Source organism: Agromyces sp. NPDC052230, from assembly GCF_040679595.1.
Lineage (GTDB): Bacteria > Actinomycetota > Actinomycetes > Actinomycetales > Microbacteriaceae > Agromyces.
This window is the reverse complement of record NZ_JBFAVC010000004.1, coordinates 120,944-142,876: the sequence shown is the minus strand read 5'-3', so window position 1 is coordinate 142,876 and position 21,933 is coordinate 120,944. Positions and strand designations below refer to the sequence as shown.

19 protein-coding genes and 1 tRNA gene are annotated in these 21,933 nt (G+C 69.9%); 6 read left to right on the top strand and 14 right to left on the bottom strand.

Translation table 11 applies throughout. The features are described from left to right. Nucleotides 1–3: 3 nt before the first annotated feature. Together tmk and topA are read right to left on the bottom strand one after the other, a co-directional pair. The gene (gene tmk, locus AB0K73_RS10645; protein WP_360512775.1) at nt 4–627 is read right to left on the bottom strand and encodes a dTMP kinase; all 624 of its coding nucleotides are present in this window, start codon (nt 625–627) and stop codon (nt 4–6) included. Beyond that, on the bottom strand, nt 624–3,413 hold the full coding sequence (gene topA, locus AB0K73_RS10640; RefSeq protein ID WP_360512777.1) for a type I DNA topoisomerase: 2,790 nt from the start codon (nt 3,411–3,413) through the stop codon (nt 624–626). The genes tmk and topA overlap by 4 nt, the downstream gene beginning before the upstream one ends. A gap of 209 nt (nt 3,414–3,622) precedes the next feature. Between topA and AB0K73_RS10635 the strand changes: the two genes are divergently transcribed. After that, nucleotides 3,623–3,859: a hypothetical protein gene (locus AB0K73_RS10635; protein ID WP_360512779.1), complete on the top strand. Its 237-nt coding sequence runs from the start codon at nt 3,623–3,625 to the stop codon at nt 3,857–3,859. A 33-nt stretch (nt 3,860–3,892) separates the two neighbouring features. On the opposite strand, the gene AB0K73_RS10630 is transcribed toward AB0K73_RS10635, so the two are convergent. The 4 genes from AB0K73_RS10630 to AB0K73_RS10615 form a co-directional block, all read right to left on the bottom strand. Then, nucleotides 3,893–5,089 carry a bifunctional 2-methylcitrate synthase/citrate synthase gene (locus tag AB0K73_RS10630; RefSeq protein ID WP_360512781.1) on the bottom strand — a complete coding sequence of 399 codons (1,197 nt, stop codon included), beginning with the start codon at nt 5,087–5,089 and terminating at the stop codon, nt 3,893–3,895. 22 nt (nt 5,090–5,111) lie between these two features. Beyond that, entirely contained in the window at nt 5,112–6,011 is a 900-nt protein-coding gene (gene prpB / locus AB0K73_RS10625) for a methylisocitrate lyase (protein WP_360512783.1), read from the bottom strand. A gap of 9 nt (nt 6,012–6,020) precedes the next feature. Next, on the bottom strand, nt 6,021–7,583 hold the full coding sequence (locus AB0K73_RS10620) for an MmgE/PrpD family protein (RefSeq protein ID WP_360512785.1): 1,563 nt from the start codon (nt 7,581–7,583) through the stop codon (nt 6,021–6,023). A 63-nt stretch (nt 7,584–7,646) separates the two neighbouring features. Then, complete coding sequence (locus AB0K73_RS10615) at nt 7,647–8,348, bottom strand: GntR family transcriptional regulator (protein ID WP_360512788.1); 702 nt, start codon at nt 8,346–8,348, stop codon at nt 7,647–7,649. A 215-nt stretch (nt 8,349–8,563) separates the two neighbouring features. On the opposite strand from AB0K73_RS10615, the gene AB0K73_RS10610 reads away from it, so the two are divergent. Continuing rightward, the gene (locus AB0K73_RS10610) at nt 8,564–10,534 is read left to right on the top strand and encodes an AMP-binding protein (protein ID WP_360512790.1); all 1,971 of its coding nucleotides are present in this window, start codon (nt 8,564–8,566) and stop codon (nt 10,532–10,534) included. On the opposite strand, the gene AB0K73_RS10605 is transcribed toward AB0K73_RS10610, so the two are convergent. The 5 genes from AB0K73_RS10605 to AB0K73_RS10585 all read right to left on the bottom strand — a co-directional run bounded on the left by AB0K73_RS10605 (nt 10,503) and on the right by AB0K73_RS10585 (nt 13,610). Next, nucleotides 10,503–10,886 carry an Rv3654c family TadE-like protein gene (locus AB0K73_RS10605; protein ID WP_360512792.1) on the bottom strand — a complete coding sequence of 128 codons (384 nt, stop codon included), beginning with the start codon at nt 10,884–10,886 and terminating at the stop codon, nt 10,503–10,505. The genes AB0K73_RS10610 and AB0K73_RS10605 overlap by 32 nt on opposite strands. After that, nucleotides 10,886–11,194 carry a TadE family type IV pilus minor pilin gene (locus AB0K73_RS10600; RefSeq protein WP_360512794.1) on the bottom strand — a complete coding sequence of 103 codons (309 nt, stop codon included), beginning with the start codon at nt 11,192–11,194 and terminating at the stop codon, nt 10,886–10,888. Before AB0K73_RS10600 ends, AB0K73_RS10605 begins: the two co-directional genes overlap by 1 nt. Nucleotides 11,195–11,210: 16 nt before the next feature. Beyond that, nucleotides 11,211–11,468, bottom strand: coding sequence for a DUF4244 domain-containing protein (locus AB0K73_RS10595; protein WP_360512796.1), 258 nt, complete (start codon nt 11,466–11,468; stop codon nt 11,211–11,213). Nucleotides 11,469–11,529: 61 nt separating this feature from the next. Then, nucleotides 11,530–12,546: a type II secretion system F family protein gene (locus AB0K73_RS10590; protein WP_360512798.1), complete on the bottom strand. Its 1,017-nt coding sequence runs from the start codon at nt 12,544–12,546 to the stop codon at nt 11,530–11,532. Then, a complete protein-coding gene (locus AB0K73_RS10585; RefSeq protein ID WP_360512800.1) occupies nt 12,543–13,610 on the bottom strand; it encodes a TadA family conjugal transfer-associated ATPase in 1,068 nt (355 codons plus the stop codon). The genes AB0K73_RS10590 and AB0K73_RS10585 overlap by 4 nt, the downstream gene beginning before the upstream one ends. Before the next feature lie 487 nt (nt 13,611–14,097). On the opposite strand from AB0K73_RS10585, the gene acs reads away from it, so the two are divergent. After that, nucleotides 14,098–16,053 carry an acetate--CoA ligase gene (gene acs / locus AB0K73_RS10580; protein ID WP_360512802.1) on the top strand — a complete coding sequence of 652 codons (1,956 nt, stop codon included), beginning with the start codon at nt 14,098–14,100 and terminating at the stop codon, nt 16,051–16,053. Between the two features lie 268 nt (nt 16,054–16,321). Here the strand turns inward: acs and AB0K73_RS10575 are convergent, their stop codons facing one another. The 3 genes from AB0K73_RS10575 to AB0K73_RS10565 form a co-directional block, all read right to left on the bottom strand. After that, nucleotides 16,322–16,720 (bottom strand): DUF559 domain-containing protein, encoded by a 399-nt coding sequence (locus tag AB0K73_RS10575; protein ID WP_360512804.1) that lies wholly within the window; start codon nt 16,718–16,720, stop codon nt 16,322–16,324. Between the two features lie 625 nt (nt 16,721–17,345). Beyond that, on the bottom strand, nt 17,346–17,816 hold the full coding sequence (locus AB0K73_RS10570) for a RidA family protein (protein WP_360512806.1): 471 nt from the start codon (nt 17,814–17,816) through the stop codon (nt 17,346–17,348). Continuing rightward, nucleotides 17,816–18,043, bottom strand: a complete 228-nt coding sequence (locus AB0K73_RS10565; RefSeq protein ID WP_360512808.1) for a hypothetical protein — start codon at nt 18,041–18,043, stop codon at nt 17,816–17,818. The genes AB0K73_RS10570 and AB0K73_RS10565 overlap by 1 nt, the downstream gene beginning before the upstream one ends. A 158-nt stretch (nt 18,044–18,201) precedes the next feature. Between AB0K73_RS10565 and AB0K73_RS10560 the strand changes: the two genes are divergently transcribed. The 3 genes from AB0K73_RS10560 to AB0K73_RS10550 all read left to right on the top strand — a co-directional run bounded on the left by AB0K73_RS10560 (nt 18,202) and on the right by AB0K73_RS10550 (nt 21,918). Next, the gene (locus tag AB0K73_RS10560) at nt 18,202–20,784 is read left to right on the top strand and encodes a transglycosylase domain-containing protein (protein WP_360512810.1); all 2,583 of its coding nucleotides are present in this window, start codon (nt 18,202–18,204) and stop codon (nt 20,782–20,784) included. Beyond that, entirely contained in the window at nt 20,781–21,758 is a 978-nt protein-coding gene (locus AB0K73_RS10555; protein WP_360512812.1) for a metallophosphoesterase, read from the top strand. The genes AB0K73_RS10560 and AB0K73_RS10555 overlap by 4 nt, the downstream gene beginning before the upstream one ends. A gap of 83 nt (nt 21,759–21,841) precedes the next feature. Then, nucleotides 21,842–21,918 (top strand) — tRNA-Pro (locus AB0K73_RS10550). Nucleotides 21,919–21,933 lie beyond the last annotated feature (15 nt).

The window sequence follows — 21,933 nt, the reverse complement described above, 5'->3', positions numbered from 1 at the left end:
GGCTCAGACGAGGCCCGCGACGCGGTCGCGGATCGCCGACGCGATGTCATCGACGGCGAGCGTCGCGTCGACGACGAGGAACCGCTCGGGTTCGGCGGCGGCCAGGTCGAGGTAGGCGCTGCGAACGCGGTCGTGGAAGTCGGATGCCTCGGCCTCGAGCCGGTCGTACCGGGTGCGTGCCACGTCGAGGCGGTCGCGCGCGGCCTGCGCGTCGAGGTCGAGGAGGATCGTGAGATCGGGTCGCAGCCCCTCGGTCGCCCACTCGGAGACGAGGCGCACCTCTTCGGGGTCGAGCACGCGGCCGGCACCCTGGTAGGCGACGGACGAGTCGATGTAGCGATCCTGGATCACGATGTCACCGCGTTCGAGTGCGGGTCGCACGACCGTGGCGACGTGGTGCGCCCGGTCGGCGGCGTACAGGAGCGCCTCGGCGCGCGGGGCGATGTCGCCGCGATGGTGCAGCACGATCTCGCGCACCTCGACGCCGACGTCGGTTCCGCCGGGCTCGCGCGTGCGCACCACGGTTCGGCCCCGGTCGGCGAGCCACCCCTCGAGGAGTTCCGCCTGCGTCGTCTTGCCCGAACCGTCGCCGCCCTCGAGCGTGATGAAGACGCCGTCGCGCGTCACGTGGCGCTCTTCTTGGCCGGCTTCTTGGCCGGCGCCTTCTTCGCGGTGGAACGTGTCGTGGTGCGCTTGGACTTCGGGGTGGCGGGGCCCTTGTCACGCTTCAGCTGGAGGAGTTCCACCGCCCGCTCGAACGTGATGTCCTCGACCGACTCGGCGCGCGGGATCGTCGCGTTCGTCGTGCCGTCGGTGACGTACGGGCCGAACCGGCCGTCCTTCACCTTGATCGGCTTGCCGCTCACGGGGTCGGCGTCGAATTCCTTGAGTGCGCTCGACGCACGGCGGGCGCCGTACTTCGGCTGCGCGAACAGCTCCTGAGCCCCTGCGAGGTCGATCTCGAAGATCGCGTCCTCACTGGGCAGCGTGCGGGTGTCGGCACCCTTCTTGAGGTAGGGGCCGTAGCGGCCGTTCTGCGCCGTGATCTCGTCGCCCGACTCGGGGTCGCTCCCGACGACGCGCGGGAGATCGAGCAGCTTCAGGGCGGCGTCGAGGTCGATCTCCTCGATCTGCATGCTCTTGAAGAGCGAGGCGGTGCGCGGCTTCGGCGCGGCGGCCTTCTTGGTGCCGCGCTTCGGCTTCGCCGGTTCGACGACCTCGCCGGTAGCCGCGTCGACGGATGACTCGGGCTCGGGCTCCACCTCGGTCACGTACGGCCCGAAGCGGCCGTCCTTGACGACGACCTCCTTGCCGTTCTCGGGGTTGACGCCGAGCACCCGGTCGCCCTGCACGGGCGCCTCGATGAGCTCGCGCGCCTTCGCCTCGGTGAGTTCGTCGGGCGCGAGGTCCTGCGGAAGGTTGACGCGCCGCGGGGGCGCGTCGGGCGCGGCATCGGGATCCACCGTCTCGAGGTACGGGCCGTACTTGCCGATGCGCAACGTGATGTCGGGCGAGATCGCGACCGAGTTGATCTCGCGCGCGTCGATGTCACCGAGGTTGTCGACGACCTGCCGGAGCCCGCGGTGCTTGTCGGAGCCGAAGTAGAAGCTCGAGAGCCAGTCCACCCGGTCGGCCTCGCCCGCGGCGATGTGATCGAGGTCGTCCTCCATCTCGGCGGTGAAGTCGTACTCGACGAGGTCGCCGAAGTGCTCCTCGAGCAGGCGTACGACCGAGAACGCCACCCAGCTGGGCACGAGGGCCTGGCCGCGCTGGGTCACGTAGCCGCGGTCGAGGATCGTCGAGATGATCGACGCGAAGGTCGACGGGCGGCCGATGCCGAGCTCTTCCAGGCGCTTGACGAGGCTCGCCTCGGTGAAGCGCGGCGGCGGGCTGGTCTCATGTCCCTTCGCCTCGAGGGCTGCGAGTCCGACCGACTGGCCCTCCTTGAGCGGCGGCAGCTTGGCCTCGCCCGGCGTGTCGTCGGCGTTCCGCTCCTCGTCGTGTCCCTCCTCGTACGCGGCGAGGAAGCCGCGGAACGTGATGACCGTGCCGCTGGCCGTGAACTCGGCGATGGTGCCGGCGACGGCGACGGATGCCTCAGCCGGGGCCGGGGCATCCGTCGCCGTCGGCCCGACCTCGATCGTGACGGTCGCGGTCTGCCCCTTCGCGTCGGCCATCTGCGAAGCGACCGTGCGCTTCCAGATGAGGTCGTACAGCTTGAACTCGCTGCCGCGCAGCACGTTCTGCAACTCGGAGGGCGTGCGGAACACGTCGCCCGAGGGACGGATCGCCTCGTGCGCCTCCTGCGCGTTCTTCGACTTGCTCGCATAGACGCGGGGCTTGTCGGGAATCGAGTCCGCGCCGTAGAGGGCGGTCGCCTGCTTCCGCGCGGCGGTGATCGCCTGCTGCGACAGCGACGTCGAGTCGGTGCGCATATAGGTGATGTAGCCGTTCTCGTAGAGCGACTGCGCGACGCGCATGGTGTCACGCGCGGAGAGCCGGAGCTTGCGGGCCGACTCCTGTTGCAGCGTCGACGTGGTGAACGGCGCGGCGGGGCGGCGCGAATACGGCTTCGACTCGACCTTGGCCACCGTTCGGGCGACGCCGTCGGCCCGCAGCGCCTCGACGAGCGCCTCGGCCACCCGCTCGTCGAGCACGACCGCCTTCGACTTGAGCCTGCCTGCGTCGTCGAAGTCGCGGCCGGTGGCGACGCGCTCGCCGCCGAGTCGTACGAGTCGCGCTTCGAATGACGGCGACTGCGAGGCATCCGTCGCTCCACTGAACCGGCCGATGAGGTCCCAGTACCCCGCCGCCACGAACGCCAGCCGCTCGCGCTCGCGGTCGACGACGAGACGGGTCGCGGCCGACTGCACACGCCCCGCGGAGAGGCCGGGACCGACCTTGCGCCAGAGCACCGGCGAGACCTCGTAGCCGTACAGCCGGTCGAGGATGCGGCGCGTCTCCTGCGCGTCGACGAGCGCCGTGTCGAGTTCGCGGGTGTTGTCCTTCGCCTTCTCGATCGCGTCCTTCGTGATCTCGTGGAAGACCATGCGCCGCACCGGGACCTTGGGCTTCAGCTCCTGCAGGAGGTGCCACGCGATGGCCTCGCCCTCGCGGTCCTCATCGGTGGCGAGCAGGAGTTCGTCGGCGTTCTTCAGTGCGCGCTTGAGTTCGGCGACGGTCTTCTTCTTCGCGTCGGAGACCACGTAGTACGGCTCGAAGCCGTGCTCGACGTCGACCGAGAACTTGCCGAGCGAACCCTTCTTGAGCTCGGCGGGCAGGTTCTTGGGCTCGATGAGGTCACGGATGTGGCCGACCGACGAGAGCACCTCGTAGCCCTCGCCCAGGTACTGGGCGATCGACTTCATCTTGGTCGGCGACTCCACGATGACCAACTTCTTCGCGCCTGCCACGGACTCCTCTTAACTGCTCGCATTTGGGGTGAACGCACAGACCGGGCTCGGCCCCCGAGCGGTGTGCCGTCGATCGGCGATGGGTCGCGCCGACAGCCACACCATACACACACTCACCGTGAGTGCACCCACTCGAGGTCACGAACGAGGCGCGGGAAACGCCCTGCGCCACCCCTTGCACAAGACCGGCCGCAGAGGAGAATGGCGGAATGGACACCTCTTCCACGAGCTCGTACACCGCCAAGCTGATCGACGGACCGCTCGAGGGCAAGACGGTCTCGACCGCCTTCCTCGACTCGGGCGACCCGCGCCCCCGGCTCGAGTTGAGCGGGGACCACGGGAAGCGCTACATCTACTCCCGCTCCGCCGGACTCGAGTTCGCCGGAGAGGACGACGACCGGCCGACGGCCGTCGAGTACCGGTTCATCGAGACGGTCTTCGACTGAGCGGCCGGACGGCCGGGTGCCGCGGCGGGTACGTCACACGTGGCGCTCGTCGACCCCGTTGTAGGTCGACAGCGGCCGGATGAGGGCGTTGGATGCCGCCTGCTCGACGATGTGCGCCGTCCAGCCCGTCACGCGTGACGCCACGAAGAGCGGCGTGAACGTGAGCGTGTCGAAGCCCATGAGATGATACGCCGGGCCCGACGGGTAGTCGAGATTCGGGTGGATGCCCTTGCGGGCCACGAACTCGGCCGAGAGGGTGTCGTAGAGGTCCGCGACATCCGGCCGGTCGTAATACGCGATGAGCGTGTCGAGCGCGGCCTTCATCGTGGGCACCCGCGAGTCGCCGTTCTTGTACACGCGGTGGCCGAAGCCCATGATCTTGCGCTTCTCCGCCAGCGCGGCGTCGAGCCACGGCACCACGTTCGAGGCGGTGCCGATCTCGTCGAAGATGTGCATGACGGCCTCGTTCGCGCCACCGTGCAGCGGGCCCTTGAGTGCCCCGATGCCGCCGACCACGGCCGAGTACAGGTCGCTCAGCGTCGACGTGATGACGCGTGCCGTGAAGGTCGACGCGTTGAACGAGTGCTCGGCGTACAGGATCATCGACGCGTCGAACGCGTCGACCACGAGCTGGTCGGGCACCTCGCCGAACGTCATGTTCAGGAAGTTGGCCGAGTAGTCGAGGTCGTCGCGCGGGGGCACGACCTCCTGTCCGCGGCGACGCCGTTGGTCGTACGCGACGACGGCCGGCAGGGCCGCGAACAGCGCCTTCGCCTTGGCCAGGTTCGCCTCGGGGCTGGCGTCGTCGACGGCGGGGTCGGATGCCCCGATCACGCTCACGGCCGTGCGCACGACGTCCATCGGGTGCGCCGTCGTCGGCAGCAGGTCGATCGCGGCCTTCACGTTCGGCTCGAGGGCCCGGCCGGCACGCTCGGCCGCGCGGAACTCCGCGAGCTGCGCGGCATTCGGAAGCTCGCCGTGCCAGAGCAGGTACGCGACCTCCTCGAACCGCTTGGACGCCGCCAGTTCCTGTACGGGATACCCCCGGTACAGCAGCGAGTTGCTCTCGGGGTTGACCTTCGAGATCGCCGTGCGGTCGACGACGACGCCGGCGAGGCCCTTGCGGATCTCGGGCTCGCCGGGGGCAGGGGTCGCGGCCGCGGCTGCGGCTGCGGCTGCGGACGTCGCGGCGGACGCGGGCGAGGCGGACGCGGTGGTGGTGTCGGTCATGCGGGGTCGCTTTCTCGAGGCCTCAGCGCGCGACGCTGAAGTTGAAGATTGAGGTGTCGAAGTGGTTGTAGCCCTCGTAGTCGATGAGCTCGTACAGGTCGGCGCGGTGCTGCATGCGGTCGAGCATGCCGTTGAGGGAGCCGGTGGCGTCGAGCTCGTCGAGGCCCCGCTCGGCGGCGCCCATCGCGAGACGGAGCAGCGACACCGGCCAGATGACGATGTTCATGCCGACGTTCGCGAGCTGCTCCACCGAGAAGAGCTCGCTCTTGCCGAACTCGGTCATGTTCGCGAGCAGGGGCACGTCGACGGCCGCACGGATCGCGGCGAACTCCTCGAGCGAGGCCATCGCCTCGGGGAAGATCGCGTCGGCACCGGCGTCGACGAGCTTCTTCGCGCGGTCGACCGCGGCGTCGAGTCCGTCGACGGCACGGATGTCGGTGCGGGCCATGATGAGGAAGTTCTCGTCGCGGCGGGCATCCACCGCGGCGCGGATGCGCTGCAGTGCGGTGGACTCGTCGACGACCTGTTTGCCGTCGAGGTGCCCGCAGCGCTTGGGGTTCACCTGGTCCTCGATGTGGAGGCCCGCGAGCCCGGCGTCCTCCAGTTCCTGCACGGTGCGGGCCACATTCATGGGCTCGCCGAAGCCCGTGTCCGCGTCGATGATCGCGGGCAGCTCGGTCATCCGGGTGATCTGCTTGCCGCGGCCGGCGACTTCGTTGAGGGTGGTCAGGCCGATGTCGGGCAGGCCCAGGTCGGCCGACAGCACCGCACCCGAGATGTAGACCCCGTCGAAGCCCTTCCGCTCGATCAGGCGTGCCGACAGCGGGTTGAACGCGCCCGGGAATCGGAGGAGCTCGCCGGTGGCGAGACGCTCGCGGAACCGGCGACGCTTCTCGTGGGCGGGTGTCTGTGCGTACAGCATGGTGACCTCCTAGAAGATGCCGACGGGCGAGTCGAACTGGGCGAGCACGCCGGGTGCGGCGACGATGGTGAGCTGGCCGAGCTCCTCGGGCTCGAGCTCGGGGAGCCGCTGCGCGACGTCGAGGAACCGCTGGATCTCGGCGGGCTCCAGCACGTCGGCGGCGAGGGTGCGGAACTTCTGCACGTACTGTTCGCGGCCGAACGGGCGAGCGCCCAGCGGGTGCGCGTCGGCCACGGCGATCTCGTCGACGATCTCGCCGCCGTCGGCGAGCGCGATCACGACCCGGCCGCCGAACGCCTTCTCGGCGATGTCGAGCGAGTGGTAGCGGCGGGTCCACTCGGGGTCCTCGACGGTGGTCACCTTGCGCCACAGTTCAACGGTGTCGGGCCTGCCCGCGCGCTGGGGAGCGTACGAGTCGACGTGGTGCCAGGCGCCGTCCTGCAGGGCGACCGTGAAGATGTAGGGAATGGAGTGATCGAGCGTCTCGCGCGAGGCATTCGGATCGTACTTCTGCGGGTCGTTGGCCCCCGAGCCGATCACGTAGTGCGTGTGGTGCGAGGTGTGGATCACGATGCTCGCGATCTTCGACGGGTCGGCGACGAGCTCGGGGTGCTCGCGGTGGAGCCTGCGGGCCAGGTCGATCCACGCCTGCGCCTGGTACTCCGCCGAGTGCTCCTTCGTGTACGAGTCGAGGATCGCGCGTTTCGCCTCGCCGCGCTCGGGCAGCGGCACCTCGTACGCGGCATCCGGGCCGTCGAGGAGCCACGCGATCACGCCGTCCTCGCCCTCGTAGATGGGAGTGGGGCTCGTCTGGCCGCGCATGGCCCGGTCGACCGCCTCGACGGCCATCTTGCCGGCGAACGCCGGGGCATGCGCCTTCCAGCTCGAGATCTCGCCCTTGCGCGACTGGCGGGTCGCGGTGGTCGTGTGCAGGGCCTGGCCGATCGACTGGAAGATGGTCGTGACGTCGAGGCCGAGCAGCGTGCCGATGCCGGCGGCGGCCGACGGCCCGAGGTGGGCGACGTGGTCGATCTTGTGCTTGTGCAGCGAGATCGCCTTCACCAGGTCGATCTGGATCTCATAGCCTGTCGCGATGCCGCGCACGAGCTCGCGGCCGGTGAGGCCCCGGCTGCCGGCGAGGTGCTGCGCCACGGCCACGATGGGCGGGATGTTGTCGCCCGGGTGCGAGTACTCGGCGGCGAGGAACGTGTCGTGGTAGTCGAGTTCGCGCACGGCGACCCCGTTGGCCCACGCGGCCCACTCGGGGCTCGTGCGGCGCGCGGCGTCGAGGCCGAACACGGTCGCGCCCTCGCCGTGGATCGAGACCGGGTGCGACGTCGCCTGCGACCGCGCGGCCACGACCGGCTCACGCGTGAGGGAGGCCGCCGCCACCGCGGCGTTGTCGATGACGCGGTTGATCACCATCTCGGTGACCTCCTCGGTCACCTCGACCGGGTCGGCGGCGACCTCGGCGATCTTCCAGGCGAGCTGGTCTTCGCGCGCCAGGTTCTCGTCGCTGCGGTGGACGCGCACGTGGTGGAGCTGCACGGCGGGGGTCTTCAGGTCGGTCATGTCGCTCTCGTCGCTTCTGTCGTGGTCGGTCAGGTGGGATCGATCGAGTGGGTGTCGGATGCCTCAGGCCACCCTGGGCCCGAGCGTGGCACCTTCGTCGGCGTCGCTGGCGCTGGTGCCGGCAGGCGCGTCGGCGGGCGCCGTCGCGAGGGCGTTCGTGAGGCTCATGTGCAGGTGCACGTGGGTGGCGTGGGAGGCGAGTTCCGCATCGCGCGCGAGGATCGCCTCGACGATGAGCAGGTGTTCGCCGGCGGCCGCGCGCAGTCGTTCGGGGTTGTGCCGCGAGAGGCGGCGGATGCGCGCGGAGTGCAGCTGCACGCTGCGCAGGGCCGTGGCGAGGAACGGGTTGCCGGCGGCCTCCTCGATGGCGTCGTCGAGATCGTCGACGATCTCGAAGTACGGCGCGAGCCCCGGCTCGCCCTGTGCGAGGAGCTGCGGCGCGCCGAGGAGCCGATCGCGGATGAGGAGGAACGGAATCGCCTCGCCTCGCTGCGCCGCGAGTGCGGCCGCCTTCGCCTCGAGCGCCTCGCGCAGCTCGTAGAGCGAGACGATGTCGTCACGGGACACCGCGGTGACGACGGCTCCACGGCCTGAGGCGTCGACGAGCCCGTCGGCGACGAGTTGCCGGAGCGCCTCGCGCACGGGCGTGCGACTCACCCCGAGGCGGGTGGACTGCTCGACTTCCTGCAGCACGGTGCCGGGCTCGAGCGTGCCGTCGAGGATCTCGGTGCGAAGGGTCCTGTAGGCGCGGTCGCTGGCTCGCATGGCACTCCTCCCGTCGACCTCGGCGTTCGGGTTCATGTATACACGGCGTTCCACGATGCGGCAACTCACTCTCGCATTTCCTGAGACTTTCCCAAGCAGAGTGGCGCTTCTCGTAATCAGTGTATACATTGGAGCTCTCACGCCAGAGTCGGCGTGACACGACAGCACGTCCCGAGGCATGGCATCGTCGCCCGCCTCGATGGGGAGGAGCGGCGATGAGCACCAGCACGACGCGCGGGTATGCCGACGAGTACCGCCGCAGCATGGAGCATCCCGAGGAGTTCTGGCTCGAGGCATCCGGGCTCGTCGACTGGGACAACCCGCCCAGCCGCGCGCTCGACGACAGCGCCGCACCGGTCTACCGCTGGTTCCCCGACGGCACGCTCAACGTGAGCGCGAACGCCCTCGACCGGTGGGTTGCGGCCGGGCGCGGCGACCAGGTCGCGCTCGCGTACGACTCGGCCATGACCGGCTCGAAGCGCACCTTCACCTATGCCGAACTGCTGCACGAGGTCGCACGGTTCGCGGGCGTGCTCCGGAACAACGGTGTCGAGCAGGGCGATCGCGTCGCCATCTACCTGCCGATGACGCCTGAAGCTGTGATCGCGATGCTCGCCTGCGCACGCATCGGTGCCGTGCACTCGGTGATCTTCGGCGGTTTCGCGGCGAACGAGCTCGCAGTACGAATCCAGGACGCGGAGCCGAAGCTCATCGTGACCTCGTCGGGCGGCCTCGAACCCGGTCGGAGTGTCGAGTACCTGCCGATCATCGAGAAGGCGCTCGCCATGATTGTGGGCGATCGTTCGGTGACGGATGCGACGACCACGTCGATCAGCGTCATCCCCGAAGACGAACTCAGCGTCCAGGGTGTGATCGTGCGCAACCGCGAGGCGGTGGCGGGCAGCGCCGCCGAGTTCGACGGCCGCATCGGCATCGATTGGCTCGACTGGGAGGAGGAGCTCGCGGAGGCCGAGCCTGTCGGCCCGGTGGAGCTCGCCGCGACCGACCCGCTCTACATCCTGTACACCTCGGGCACCACCGGCACGCCGAAGGGCGTCGTGCGGGACCACGGCGGCTACGCGGTCGCGCTCGCCTGGTCGATGCGGAACATCTACGACATCCACCCCGGCGACGTCATGTGGACGGCCTCCGACGTGGGCTGGGTGGTCGGCCACAGCTACATCGTGTACGGCCCGCTGCTCGCCGGGGCGACCACCGTGCTCTACGAGGGCAAGCCCGTGGGCACGCCCGACGCCGGCGCGTTCTGGCGCATGGTCGAGGAGTACCGCGTGAAGGTGCTCTTCTCGGCGCCCACGGCCATTCGCGCGATCCGCCGCGAGGACCCGAACCTCGAGCACCTGAAGCGCTACGACACGTCGAGCCTCGAGGCGCTGTTCCTCGCCGGCGAGCGGCTCGACACCGAGACGTATCACTGGATCAACGACGCGCTGCATTGCCCCGTGGTCGACCACTGGTGGCAGACCGAGACCGGTTGGGCGGTCGCCGCGAACCCCCGCGGCATCGAGCCGCTGCCGGTGAAGCCCGGCTCCCCGACCGTGCCGGTGCCCGGCTACCGCGTGGCCATCGTCGACGGCAGGGGTCGGCCGGTTCCCGTCGGCAAGGAGGGCAACATCGTGCTCGAGCTGCCGCTCCCGCCGGGCAGCCTGCCGACGCTCTGGGGCGGCGACGACCGGTACGTGTCCTCCTACCTGACCGCGTTCCCCGGCCACTACGCCACGGGCGACAGCGGATACCTCGACGAGGACGGCTACGTCTACGTCATGGGACGCACGGACGACGTCATCAACGTCGCCGGACACCGCCTCTCGACCGGCACGCTCGAGGAGGCGATCAACCATCACCCGGCGATCGCCGAGGTCGCCGTGATCGGCGTCAAGGACGAACTCAAGGGACAACGCGCCGCCGGCTTCGTGACCCTCAAGCACGGCACCGACATCGACCACGCCCGGCTCGTGAAGGAACTCGTCGCGCTCGTGCGCGAGACCGTCGGCCCGGTCGCCGCCTTCCGCGACGTGACGGTGCTCGAGCGTCTGCCGAAGACGCGTTCGGGCAAGATCCTCCGGAAGACCATGCGGCAGATCGCCGACGGCGAGACTTACAAGGTGCCCGCCACCATCGAGGATCCCGCCGTGCTCACGGCACTCGAGGCGGCGCTGCGCGGGTAGGCGGCGGCCCGGCACGGGCGACGGCGCTGAGTGTCGTTCCCAGCGAGCCGATCGTGACTCCCACAGTCGCCACGACGCCCTCGACCGCGCACGACGTCAGGGACGCGCCGTTGCGCGCGGCAGCCTCGGCGGCGAGCGTGCACGGAACCCCCGACACCGCCCCCGAGGCAGCGTCGGCGGCGGCGAGCGCGGCGGCGTCCGCCGCGTTCGCCGCCCGCTGCGATGCGACGAATGTGGCCGTCACGGGCACCACGAGCGCGGTGAGCGCGACGACCGCCCCCACGATGCCGACGGCGAGCACGGATGCCGCGCCGCGCTCGTCGCCTGAGCGTGCCCGCCCTCGCCCAGGCATCAGCGCCCACCCGCGACGGCGCACGACTCCGTCCGGAGCACGACCGCGGCAAGCAGTCCGTGTGCGGGCGCTTGCAGGGTGACGCACACGAACTGTCCGTCCTCGGCGACCGCGAGCGACGCACCGCCCGACACGCGGTCGGCGATCGCGCTCGCCTCGGCCGCGGACTCACCGCGCCCGAGCGCTCGCGCCGCATCGGCCGCGGCATCCGTCAGGCGCACGTGCTGCCCCACGAGTTGCACCGAGGCGAGGCACGCAGCGAGCACGAGCGCGATCGCGGGCAGCGCGACGGCGAATTCCGCCGTCACGCTGCCCCGATCCCGGTCAGCCGACCGTGAGCGCATTCCGGACGAGGTCGGTGAGGATGCCGCGAACCTCGTCACCTCGGAGGATGACCACGAGGAGCCCGGCGAACCCGACCGCCGCCATCGTCGCCACCGCGTACTCCGCGGTGGCAGCCCCGCGCTCTCCGGCGACGCGTCGGAGCGCCCTGCGAAGGGTTCGGCGAAGCGGCGGGAGACGACGAGATACCCCGCCCGGTGCGGCCCGCTCGGAAGCGGGCGAGGTGTGCTGGTGCTGCATGATGATGTTCCTTCCTGTTGTGCCGGTGTCCCGGCGGATGGGCGGCACGAGTCTGAGGGCCTCACGCGCCACCGCCGAGTGTGACCGAGACGACGGAGACGAGCAGCGGCACGACGCCGAGGAGCACGAAGGCCGGCAGCACGCACGCCCCCAGCGGCAGCATGAGCCGCACGCCGAGAGCGGCGGCGCGCGCGGCACCCTCGGCGCGAGCCACCCGACGGAGTCGGAGCGCCTCCGCGCGAAGCAGCTCGGAGACGGGCGCTCCGGCGCGTGCCGCGAGCGCGATCACGGCGTCGGCGGTGCTGCGGTCGTGCGCCGGAATGCCACGCGCTCGCAGGGCGTGACGAACTACGTCACGGGCGCGCTCGATGGAGGCGCCGCCCGACATCGCGATGGCGAGGAGCTCCAGCTCGAGTCCGGCATCGGCGTGCGAAGCCGACGCCCGAGCGGCGAGACGCGCGCTCCAGTTGCGCCCCGCCCACATGAGGAGTCCGGCGAGCACGACGCACGCGAGGCCGATCGGATTCCCGAACAGGACCGACGCGGTGTCGAAGCCGAGCAGCGCGCCGAACGCGACCGCGATGAGCGGCAGGGCCATGACCAGGCGCGCGCTTGCGACGGGACCCGCGAGGGCCGTACGCACCTCTCGTCGGAGCTGTGCCTCGTCGCGGAGGGCGGCAGCCAGGTCGCGAAGGCTCGAGGCAAGCGGCGCCCCCGACTCGGCGGCGACCGACCATGCAGCGGCGAGCACCGACCACGCGCCAGCGGCGACGGGGTCGAGCCGCGTCGTTTGCGCGATCGCGTCGGCGACGGAACGACCGTCGGCCGCCGCCTCCGCCGCGGCTGCGAGCACAGGCCGGTCGCCGACGTGCGCCCACGCCGTCGGCGCCGGCACGCCTGCCGAGAGCAGCACCGCGAGTCGCTCGGTGACGGCGGCCACCGCGTCGATGCCTTCGGCCGGGTCGGGACATCGTCGCAGCATGGCGACACGCTCGGCGAGACGGGCGAGACGGGCGAGCGGGGCGAGCCGGGCGAGCGGGCCGAGTCGGGCGAGCGGCTGCGGCATCCGCGCGGTCATGCGAGCTCCACCGCGAGCCGGTCGCCCTGCAGCCGGAACCGACCCACTTGCGCGAGGCGCCTTCGCCCGTCGACGCGCTCGAGGTGGAGCACGAGGTCGAAGGCGCTCACCGTCTGTCGGGCCACGGCGTCGGCGCCCATGCCCGCGGTCGAGCCGAGTGCTTCGAGTCGCGCCGGCACGTCGTCGAGAGAGTTCGCGTGCAGCGTGCCCGCACCGCCGTCGTGGCCGGTATTGAGTGCCGCGAGGAGCTCGCGCAGTTCCGCCCCGCGACACTCCCCCACGACCAGCCGGTCGGGGCGCATGCGCAGCGCCTCGCGGAGCAGCGCATCGAGACCCAGGCGCCCGGCGCCCTCGAGGTTGGCCTGGCGGGCCTCGAGCGAAACCACGTGCGGGTGGTCGATCGTGAGCTCCGCGACGTCTTCGATGAGCACGATGCGCTCACGGTCCGAGGCCTCGCCGAGGAGCGCAGCGAGGAACGTCGTCTTGCCCGCGCCGCCCGCGCCCGTGACGAGGAGGTTCTTCCGCGTCGCCACGGCATCGCGAAGCATCGCCTCCTGCCCCGAGTCGACCATGCCCGCTCGGGCGAGTGCGGCAAGCGGGAAGCCCGCGGCACGTGGCACCCTGACCGACAGCAGCGTGCCGCGGGTCGAGACGGGCGGGAGCACGGCGTGCACGCGGATACCCCGCCCCAGCCGCACGTCGACCGCAGGCGACGCCTCGTCGATGTGACGACCGCCCCGGCCGATGAGCCGCACCGCGAGCGCGCGCACCTCGGCCTCGTCGGCCGTCCACGAGGGTTCGATTTCGGGGCCGGAGCCGCGGTCGACCCAGAGGCCGTCGGGGCCGTTGACGAAGAGGTCGGTCACCGGTCCGGATGCCGCGAACGGCGCGAGTGGCCCGAGCACCGCGAGCGCGTCATCGGTTCCGTCGCGGGAGGCGGGCCAGGCGCGCTCGAGGGCGCCAGCGGTTGGCGCCTCGACGACGCCGGCCGCGTCGGCGGAACGCGGCGCCGGGAGCCGCGGTTCGCGCTCCCACGACGGGGTGGCGACGAAGGGGATGGTCATGCAGCGACCGTAGGCGGCAGCGCGTCGACCGCGGCATCCGCTCAGCTGCAGGTGAGGAAAGAGCCTCCCCCACCCCGTTGTGGAGGAGAACTCGACCTGCTGGGCCCGCCGGAGCGATGCCCCGTTAACGAAAAGGGGGCGGCACCCATTGGGGGGAACAGGTGCCGCCTCGGCAGCGCAAGGATTGGGGGGAATCACAAGCGCTGCAGGCCTCGAAACGAGTGTTCGGGCGGTACTCAGTGTATTGCCTGAGGAAGGATGCGCAAGCTTTTTTGTCCTCATTTGTGCCGACACACAGATTTCTCTGCGCAAAGCCACAGGGGCGCTCGCCGCAACGCCACAGTAGTGCCTCTCGGCGCATCCGAGGAACCGTATGCGACGGAGCGTGACCCACCCGTTACGAGCACGTCACGGCTGCGAGGTATGGTGCTGGGTGGGGCAGGCGACCCATCCGATGAACCAATCGCGAAGGAGCGACCGGACAATCATGACCGTTCAGATCGATCACGCGCTCGAGGAGATCAGGCGTTTCCGCCCGAGCCCCGAGTTCGCCGCCCAAGCCGTCGCCGACGAACAGCTGTACGAGGCCGCCCGCACCGACCGCCTCGGGTTCTGGGGCGACCAGGCCCGCGAACTCCTCCAGTGGGAGAAGCCGTTCACCCGCACCCTCGACTGGTCCAACCCCCCGTTCGCGAAATGGTTCGACGACGGCGAGCTCAACGTCGCGGTCAACTGTCTCGACCGCCATGTCGAGGCCGGCCTCGGCGACCGCGTCGCCCTGCACTGGGAGGGTGAGCCCGGCGACCGCCGCGACGTCACCTACGCGGAGCTCACCGACGAGGTCAAGCGCGCCGCGAACGTACTCGCCGAACTCGGCATCGGCGAACAGGACCGGGTGGCGATCTACCTTCCGATGATCCCCGAGGCGGTCGTCGCGATGCTCGCCTGCGCGCGCATCGGGGCCATCCACTCGGTCGTGTTCGGCGGGTTCAGCGCCGACAGCCTCGCCTCCCGCATCGACGACGCCGAGGCATCCCTCGTCATCACCGCCGACGGCGGATGGCGCAAGGGCAAGGTGTTCCCCCTGAAGCCCGTGGTCGACGAGGCGCTGGCGAAGGCCGACGGCGGAACGGTGCGCAACGTCCTCGTGGTGCGCCGAGGCGAGAACGAGGTCGACTGGACCGATGGCCGTGACCTCTGGTGGCACGACACGGTGGCGAACGCCTCGAACGAGCACGTCGCCAAGGGCTTCGATGCGGAGCATCCGCTGTTCATCCTCTACACGTCGGGCACCACCGGCAAGCCGAAGGGCATCCTGCACACGTCGGGCGGCTACCTGACCCAGGCGGCGTTCACGCACAAGACGGTCTTCGACCTGCACCCCGAGCGCGACGTCTACTGGTGCACGGCCGACGTCGGCTGGATAACCGGGCACTCGTACGTCGTCTACGGCCCGCTCGCGAACGCGGCCACCCAGGTGCTCTACGAGGGCACGCCCGACACGCCCCACCCGGGCCGCTGGTGGGAGATCGTCGAGCGCTACAAGGTGTCGATCCTCTACACGGCGCCCACCGCCATCCGCTCGTTCATGAAGATGGGTCGGCAGATCCCGCACGCGTTCAACCTGCGCTCGCTGCGCCTGCTCGGCTCGGTCGGCGAGCCGATCAACCCCGAGGCGTGGATCTGGTACCGGCACGTGATCGGCGGCGGCTCCATCCCCGTGGTCGACACGTGGTGGCAGACCGAGACCGGCGCGATCATGATCTCGGCGCTACCCGGCATCACCGACCTCAAGCCGGGCAGCGCACAGGTGCCGATCCCGGGCGTCTCGATCGACATCCTCACCGACGAGGGCGATCCCGTCGACGGCGAGAACGGCGGCCTCCTCGTGGTCACCGAGCCGTGGCCCGCGATGCTCCGCGGTATCTGGGGCGACCCCGAGCGGTTCAAGGAGACCTACTGGGAGAAGTTCGGCGACAAGTACTTCGCCGGCGACGGCGCACGGCGCGACGAGGACGGCGACATCTGGCTGCTCGGCCGGGTCGACGACGTCATGAACGTGTCGGGCCACCGGCTCTCGACGGCCGAGATCGAGTCGTCGCTCGTCGCCCACCCATGGACGGCGGAGGCCGCCGTGGTCGGCGCCGCCGACGAGACCACCGGCCAGGCGGTCGTGGCATTCGTCATCCTCAAGCAGAGCCAGGAAGACGCCCTGTCGACGCTCGAGGACGTGAGCGAGGTGCTGCGCAAGCACGTGGCCACGCAGATCGGTGCGATCGCGCGCCCGCGTCAGGTGTTCGTCGTCAACGAGCTGCCCAAGACGCGCTCGGGCAAGATCATGCGGCGCCTCCTCCGCGACCTCGCCGAGGGCCGCGAGGTCGGCGACACCACCACGCTCGCCGACACGTCGATCATGCAGGTGATCAGCTCGCAGGTGCGGTAGCGCCCAGCGGCGCTGGCTCTGAACGACGGATGCCGCGGCCGGGATCGCTCCCGCCGCGGCATCCGTCGTCTCAGCGCGTCGGCCCTCGTGCGGCACGGCGCAGGTCCGCAGGAGAACGCACGATTGACAGGTCACATCAGCCCAAGGCCTCCTGCACGCCGAACGATCTCCTGTGGAACGGGGTGCAGGGCCGACGGGCCAGTCCAGAGGTGCAATCCTTGCGCCACGGCCGAGAGGATCTGCTCCTCGGTTGCGGCCCACGTCTCCATCACATCGGGAGTGCGTAGCGAAGCACCGTGAACCCCTGCAGCACAAGCCGCGCATCGTGCCTGCGGTCCCGCTGCCGGTCGTGCTTGGTGGAATGGAACCGGTCGCCGTCGAACTGGAGGACGAGGCGCTCGCCGACGAGCCCGTCGACACGATGTCCGTCGATTTCGACCTGCGGCGTCATGCGCACCCCGCGCTGCGCGAGCCGGACCCTGGGCAACGTCTCGAGTCCGCTGTCGGCGCGCGAATCGGATGCAGCCACCGCCTCCGCGAAGCGTCCGCCGACCGTGGCCGCCAAGCGCGCGAGTTGCCCTCGGGCAACGCGCTTCATGTTGAGTGCGGAGTCGATCACGGCCACCGCGTTCTCATGCGGCTGACAGCGCGCGACGGCGATCAGCACATTCTCGAGCGGGTCGATGGCGGTGCGCGCGGAGACCTGCACGGCAGGCTTCGACCAGTGCACGACCTCGGCAGCTCGCTCACCGTGCCGCGTCGGCGTCAGCCGGAGACGACTCGCCGACGGTGGCGCCGCGACGTGAAACCGGCCGTCGGCGATCGTCCACAGCCCGAGATGCTCTGCGGCGGAGAGGCAACTCAGCCGTGCACCGATCTCGACGGCCCGCCGAAGGGCCGGCGAACACTCTGGCACCGCGACCCAGTCGCGCCGCACCGGTACCACCTTGCCGGATCGGAGCGATGCTTGAATCGCATACCGCGTGAGGCCCGACGCCTGCAGTTGTGCGCGGTGGGCGATCCCGCCCAGCCTGGCAACCACCGTTTCCACATCCACCACCCCAGCCTGTCGGCGATCGCCGACGGGTCCGACGCGCGGGATGGACGTGTGAGATCTCCGTGGGCTGATCGTGCTGTCGAGGACGGGTCGGCGTGGGTCCCGCAGCGCGCTCGCCGACGGTCATGCAGGGGAACGGACGACCGACAGGACGAGATCGGCGTCTCCATGCTGCAAATCGAACGTTCTCCTGCAAACCAAGGTCAGGGTGCTGAGGCCGCCGGCCGCGGCGGGGCTAGGCGAACTCGACCACGAGCTCGAGCTCGACGGGGGCGTCGAGCGGCAGCGCCGCGACGCCGACGGCCGAGCGGGCGTGGCGCCCGGCCTCGCCGAAGATCTCGCCGAGCAGCTCGGAGGCGCCGTTCACGACCCCGGGCTGTCCGGTGAACGAGGGGTCGGATGCCACGAAGCCGACGACCTTCACGATGCGCGTCACCCGGTCGAGCGACCCGATCTCGGAGCGAACCGCCGCGAGGGCGTTGAGCACGCACGTGCGGGCGTACCCCTTCGCGTCGTCGGCGGCGACGAGCCCTTCGCCGTCGCCGACCTTGCCGGTCGCGGGCAGCGAGCCCGACTCGAAGGGCAACTGACCCGAGGTGTACACGTACTGGCCGGTCACGACGGCCGGCACGTACGCCGCGACGGGGGGTGAGACCTCGGGCAGCTCGATGCCGAGCTCGGCGAGACGGTCTTCGTAGGCGGGCATCACTGCTCGCCCTCGAACTGCTTGGCGGCCTGTGCCGCCGCAGCGGCGCCGGCGGATGCCGCAGCCGAAGACTCGTCGGCCTTCGGGCGCTTCAGGTAGGCGACGAGACCACCCTCGGGGCCCTGGACGACCTGGACGAGCTCCCACCCCTCCGACCCCCAGTTGTTGAGGATGGCGGCGGTGTTGTGGATGAGCAGCGGGGTGGTGATGTACTCCCAGGCCGGCATGCGGTTCCTCGTCTCTGATGTGCGGATCCGGCGGCGGACTCCGCGCGCGAATCCGGATGGTGGGGCGATCGGGCTGGAATCTCCGCCTTCGGGCGCGCGCACGCGCAGCGCCGCCTGCGTAGCGGGTTTTGCCAGCCTTCTCCGTTAGGCTCCACTATATGTCTGCCCAAAATCGCGCGCTGAGCGACATCGGCACCGGAATCCTGGGTTTCGTCGGCTTGAGCGCACTCGCCGGCGTGCTCGTCACGGCCGCCGTCACCCCTGCCCTCGCCGTCACCGGCATGGCCGCCAACAACGGCATCTCGATGTTCGAGAACCTCCCCGGCTACCTCGATGTCGGCGAGCTCTCCGAGAAGACGGACATCTACGCCACCCAAGCCGACGGCTCGGCGCTTCTCCTCGCGTCGTTCTTCGACGAGAACCGTGAGGAGGTTCCCTGGGAGTCGATCAGCCAGTACGTGAAAGATGCCGCGATCGCCGGTGAGGACCCGCGCTTCTACGAGCACGGCGGCGTCGACATCCAGGGCACGATCCGCGGTGCCCTGAGCACGTATGTGCTGAACCAGGACGTCCAGGGCGGATCCTCCATCACGCAGCAGTACGTGAAGAACGTGCTCATCAACAACGGCATCCGCGAGGCGGAGACCGAGGAGGAGAAGGAGGCCGCGTACGACGCGGCCACCGAGACCTCACCAGAGCGCAAGCTCAAGGAGATGCGCTACGCCATCGCCCTCGAGAAGAAGTTCTCGAAGGACGACATCCTCCGCGGCTATCTCAACATCGCGGCGTTCGGCGGCCGCGTGTACGGCATCGAGTCCGCGGCCCAGTACTACTTCGCCAAGCACGCATCCGACGTCACGCTCGCCGAGGCGGCGAGCCTCATCGCGATCGTGAACCACCCCGAGAAGTTCCGCCTCGACTACCCCGAGAGCGAGACGAACGGCGCCGCCACGGTGGTCGACGGCCAACCGGTGCCGTACGCCGACAACAAGGAGCGTCGCGACTACATCCTCGGCGAGATGCTGAAGGAGAAGAAGATCACGCAGGAGGAGCACGACGTCGCGGTGGCGACGCCCGTGACTCCGATCATCACCGAGCCCAGCACCGGCTGCCAGACGGCGAACGGCAGCGCGTACTTCTGCGACTACGTCACGTGGGTCATCAAGAACCAGTTCGACGACCCGGCCACGGCCGACGTCGACGAGGGCGTGCAGCTCCTGCAGCAGGGCGGCCTGCAGGTCTACACCACGCTCGATCTCGAACTGCAGAGCGCGGCCGAGACCGCGATCGCCGAGAACGTCCCGTTCGTCGATGACCGGTTCAACGTCGGCTCGGTCGCCGTCACCGTGCAACCCGGAACCGGGCGCATCCTGGCGATGGCGCAGAACAAGAAGTATTCCAACGATCCTGACGTGCTTGCCGCGAGTGCCGAGTACAGCGCGGTGAACTACAGCACCGATTTCAACTACGGCGGCTCCAGCGGCCTGCAGCCCGGATCGACGTACAAGGTGTTCACGCTCGCCGAATGGCTGAACTCCGGGCACTCGCTTCGCGAGACGTTCAACGGGGCACGCCGCGGCTTCTCGTCGTTCACCGACAGCTGCAACGGCAACTGGAGCGGCGAGCCGTACAATCCCCGCAACGACGACGGCCGTATCGCGAACAACGCCGTCGACGCCACGAAATGGTCGGTGAACTCCAGCTTCATGGCGATGGCCCAGCAGCTCGACCTGTGCAAGATCAAGCAGACCGCGCAGGCGTTCGGGATCCACCGCGCCGACAACTCCGACCTTCAGATGAACCCGTCCGACGTACTCGGCACCCAGGAGATCGCACCGGTCACCATGGCGGCGGCGTTCGCCGGGATCGCGAACAACGGGCTCACGTGCACGCCCATCGCGATCGACAAGATCGTGAAGGCCGACGGCACCGAGGTCCCCCCGCCCGCGTCCGCGTGCACGCAGTCTGTGACCCCCGAGGTCGCACACGCCATGGCATACGCCATGCAGCAGACGTTCACCGGCGACGGCACCGCCCGGGCCTCCAACACTGGCACGGGCATCGCCCACATCGGCAAGACCGGAACCACCGACGGTGCGAAGGACACGTGGATGATCGGGGCGAGCACCAAGGCCGCCACGGCGGTCTGGGTCGGCAACGTCGTCGGTGCCGCCAACCTCCGCGACCTCGAGTTCGAGAGCGGGGATGCGGCGACGGCCCGCCACCGCATCTGGCCGATGATCATGGAGGTCGCCGACAACAAGTTCGGCGGCGACGACTTCCCCGAAGCCGACGATGCCTTCTTCAAGCAGGTGCTCGTCGACGTCCCGCAGGTCGTGGGTCTCTCCCTCGAGGAGGCCAAGAAGGCACTCGAGTCGGCGGGCTTCATCTTCGAGGACGGCGGTCAACAAGACTCGAACCTGCCCCAGGGCACCGTCTCCGGCACCGACCCGTCGGGCCAGGCGGCGCGTGGCGCGAACATCCGCGTCTTCACGAGCAACGGCAGCGGCACGACCGTTCCCGACCTCACCGGGATGACCCAGCCGCAGGCGAAGGCCGCCCTCGACCAGGCAGGGCTGAAGATGAAGACCTCGGGCAACATCGACCCGACTGCGGTCGTCGAGAGCCAGGACCCGGCACCGAACACCGCCATCAAGCGCGGGGAGACCGTCACGGTCGCATTCTCCGGCGCGATCGGCGGCAACCCTCCGGGCGGCGACAGCGCGCCCGGCGACGGGTGAGCGGCGCCGGCCTGACGCCTGCTGCGCGGATCGCGAGCGCGATCGGCGTGGCAGGCGCCGCCGCGCTCGCATGGGGCAGCCTCGTCGAGCGGAAGCGCTGGACGCTGCGAAAGGTCGCCGTACCGGTGCTGCCGGCCGGCGCGGCCCCCGTTCGCGTGCTGCACCTCTCCGACCTCCACATGGCGCCGTGGCAGCGCGACAAGCAGGAATGGGTGCACGCGCTCGCCGAACTCGAGCCCGACCTCGTCGTGAACACCGGAGACAACCTCGGCCACGAACGCGGCCTCGAGGGAGTGCGGCGGGCGTTCGACTCGTTCCGCGGTGTGCCCGGAGTCTTCGTCAACGGTTCGAACGACTACTTCGGCCCGGTGCTGAAGAACCCGTTCACCTACTTCGGCGGCCCCTCGAAGCACCGCGGGCACGTGAAGCGACTCGACATCGGCAGCCTGCACGCGTACTTCGCCGAGCTCGGCTGGCACGACCTCGACAACACGGCCGCGAGCCTCGACCTGCGCGGCACGCACTTCGAGTTCTTCGGCGTCGACGACCCGCACAAGGGGTACGACCGTCTCGACCTCATCGCGGGCGCGATCGACGAACTGCGCGCCGAGGACCCGCTCGGCGATGAGCATTGGCCCGACGCGGCATCCGTCGTCCCCCGCCGGCCCACGGTCACGGTCGGCGTCGCGCACGCGCCGTACCAGCGCGTGCTGAACTCGTTCGTCAATCACGGTGCCCAGCTCATGCTGGCCGGGCACACCCACGGCGGCCAGGTCTGCGTGCCCGGGTACGGCGCGCTCGTGACCAACTGCGACATCCCGCGTCGTCAGGTGAAGGGCCTGAGCACGTGGCGGCACGGCCTCCGGTCGGCCTATCTCAACGTCTCGGCCGGACTCGGCACGTCGATCTACGCACCCGTGCGATTCGCATGCCCGCCTGAGGCGACGCTGCTCACGTTGGTGCCGACGGAGTAGCAGGCCGACGGATGCCGCGGCCTTCGCCGTGGTCGGCCCGCCGCGATTTTTCGGCTATCCTTGTGGAGGCCCGTGAGGGCCACCGGGGTGTGGCGCAGCTTGGTAGCGCGCTTCGTTCGGGACGAAGAGGTCGCAGGTTCAAATCCTGTCACCCCGACCACGTGAAGACCCCCTC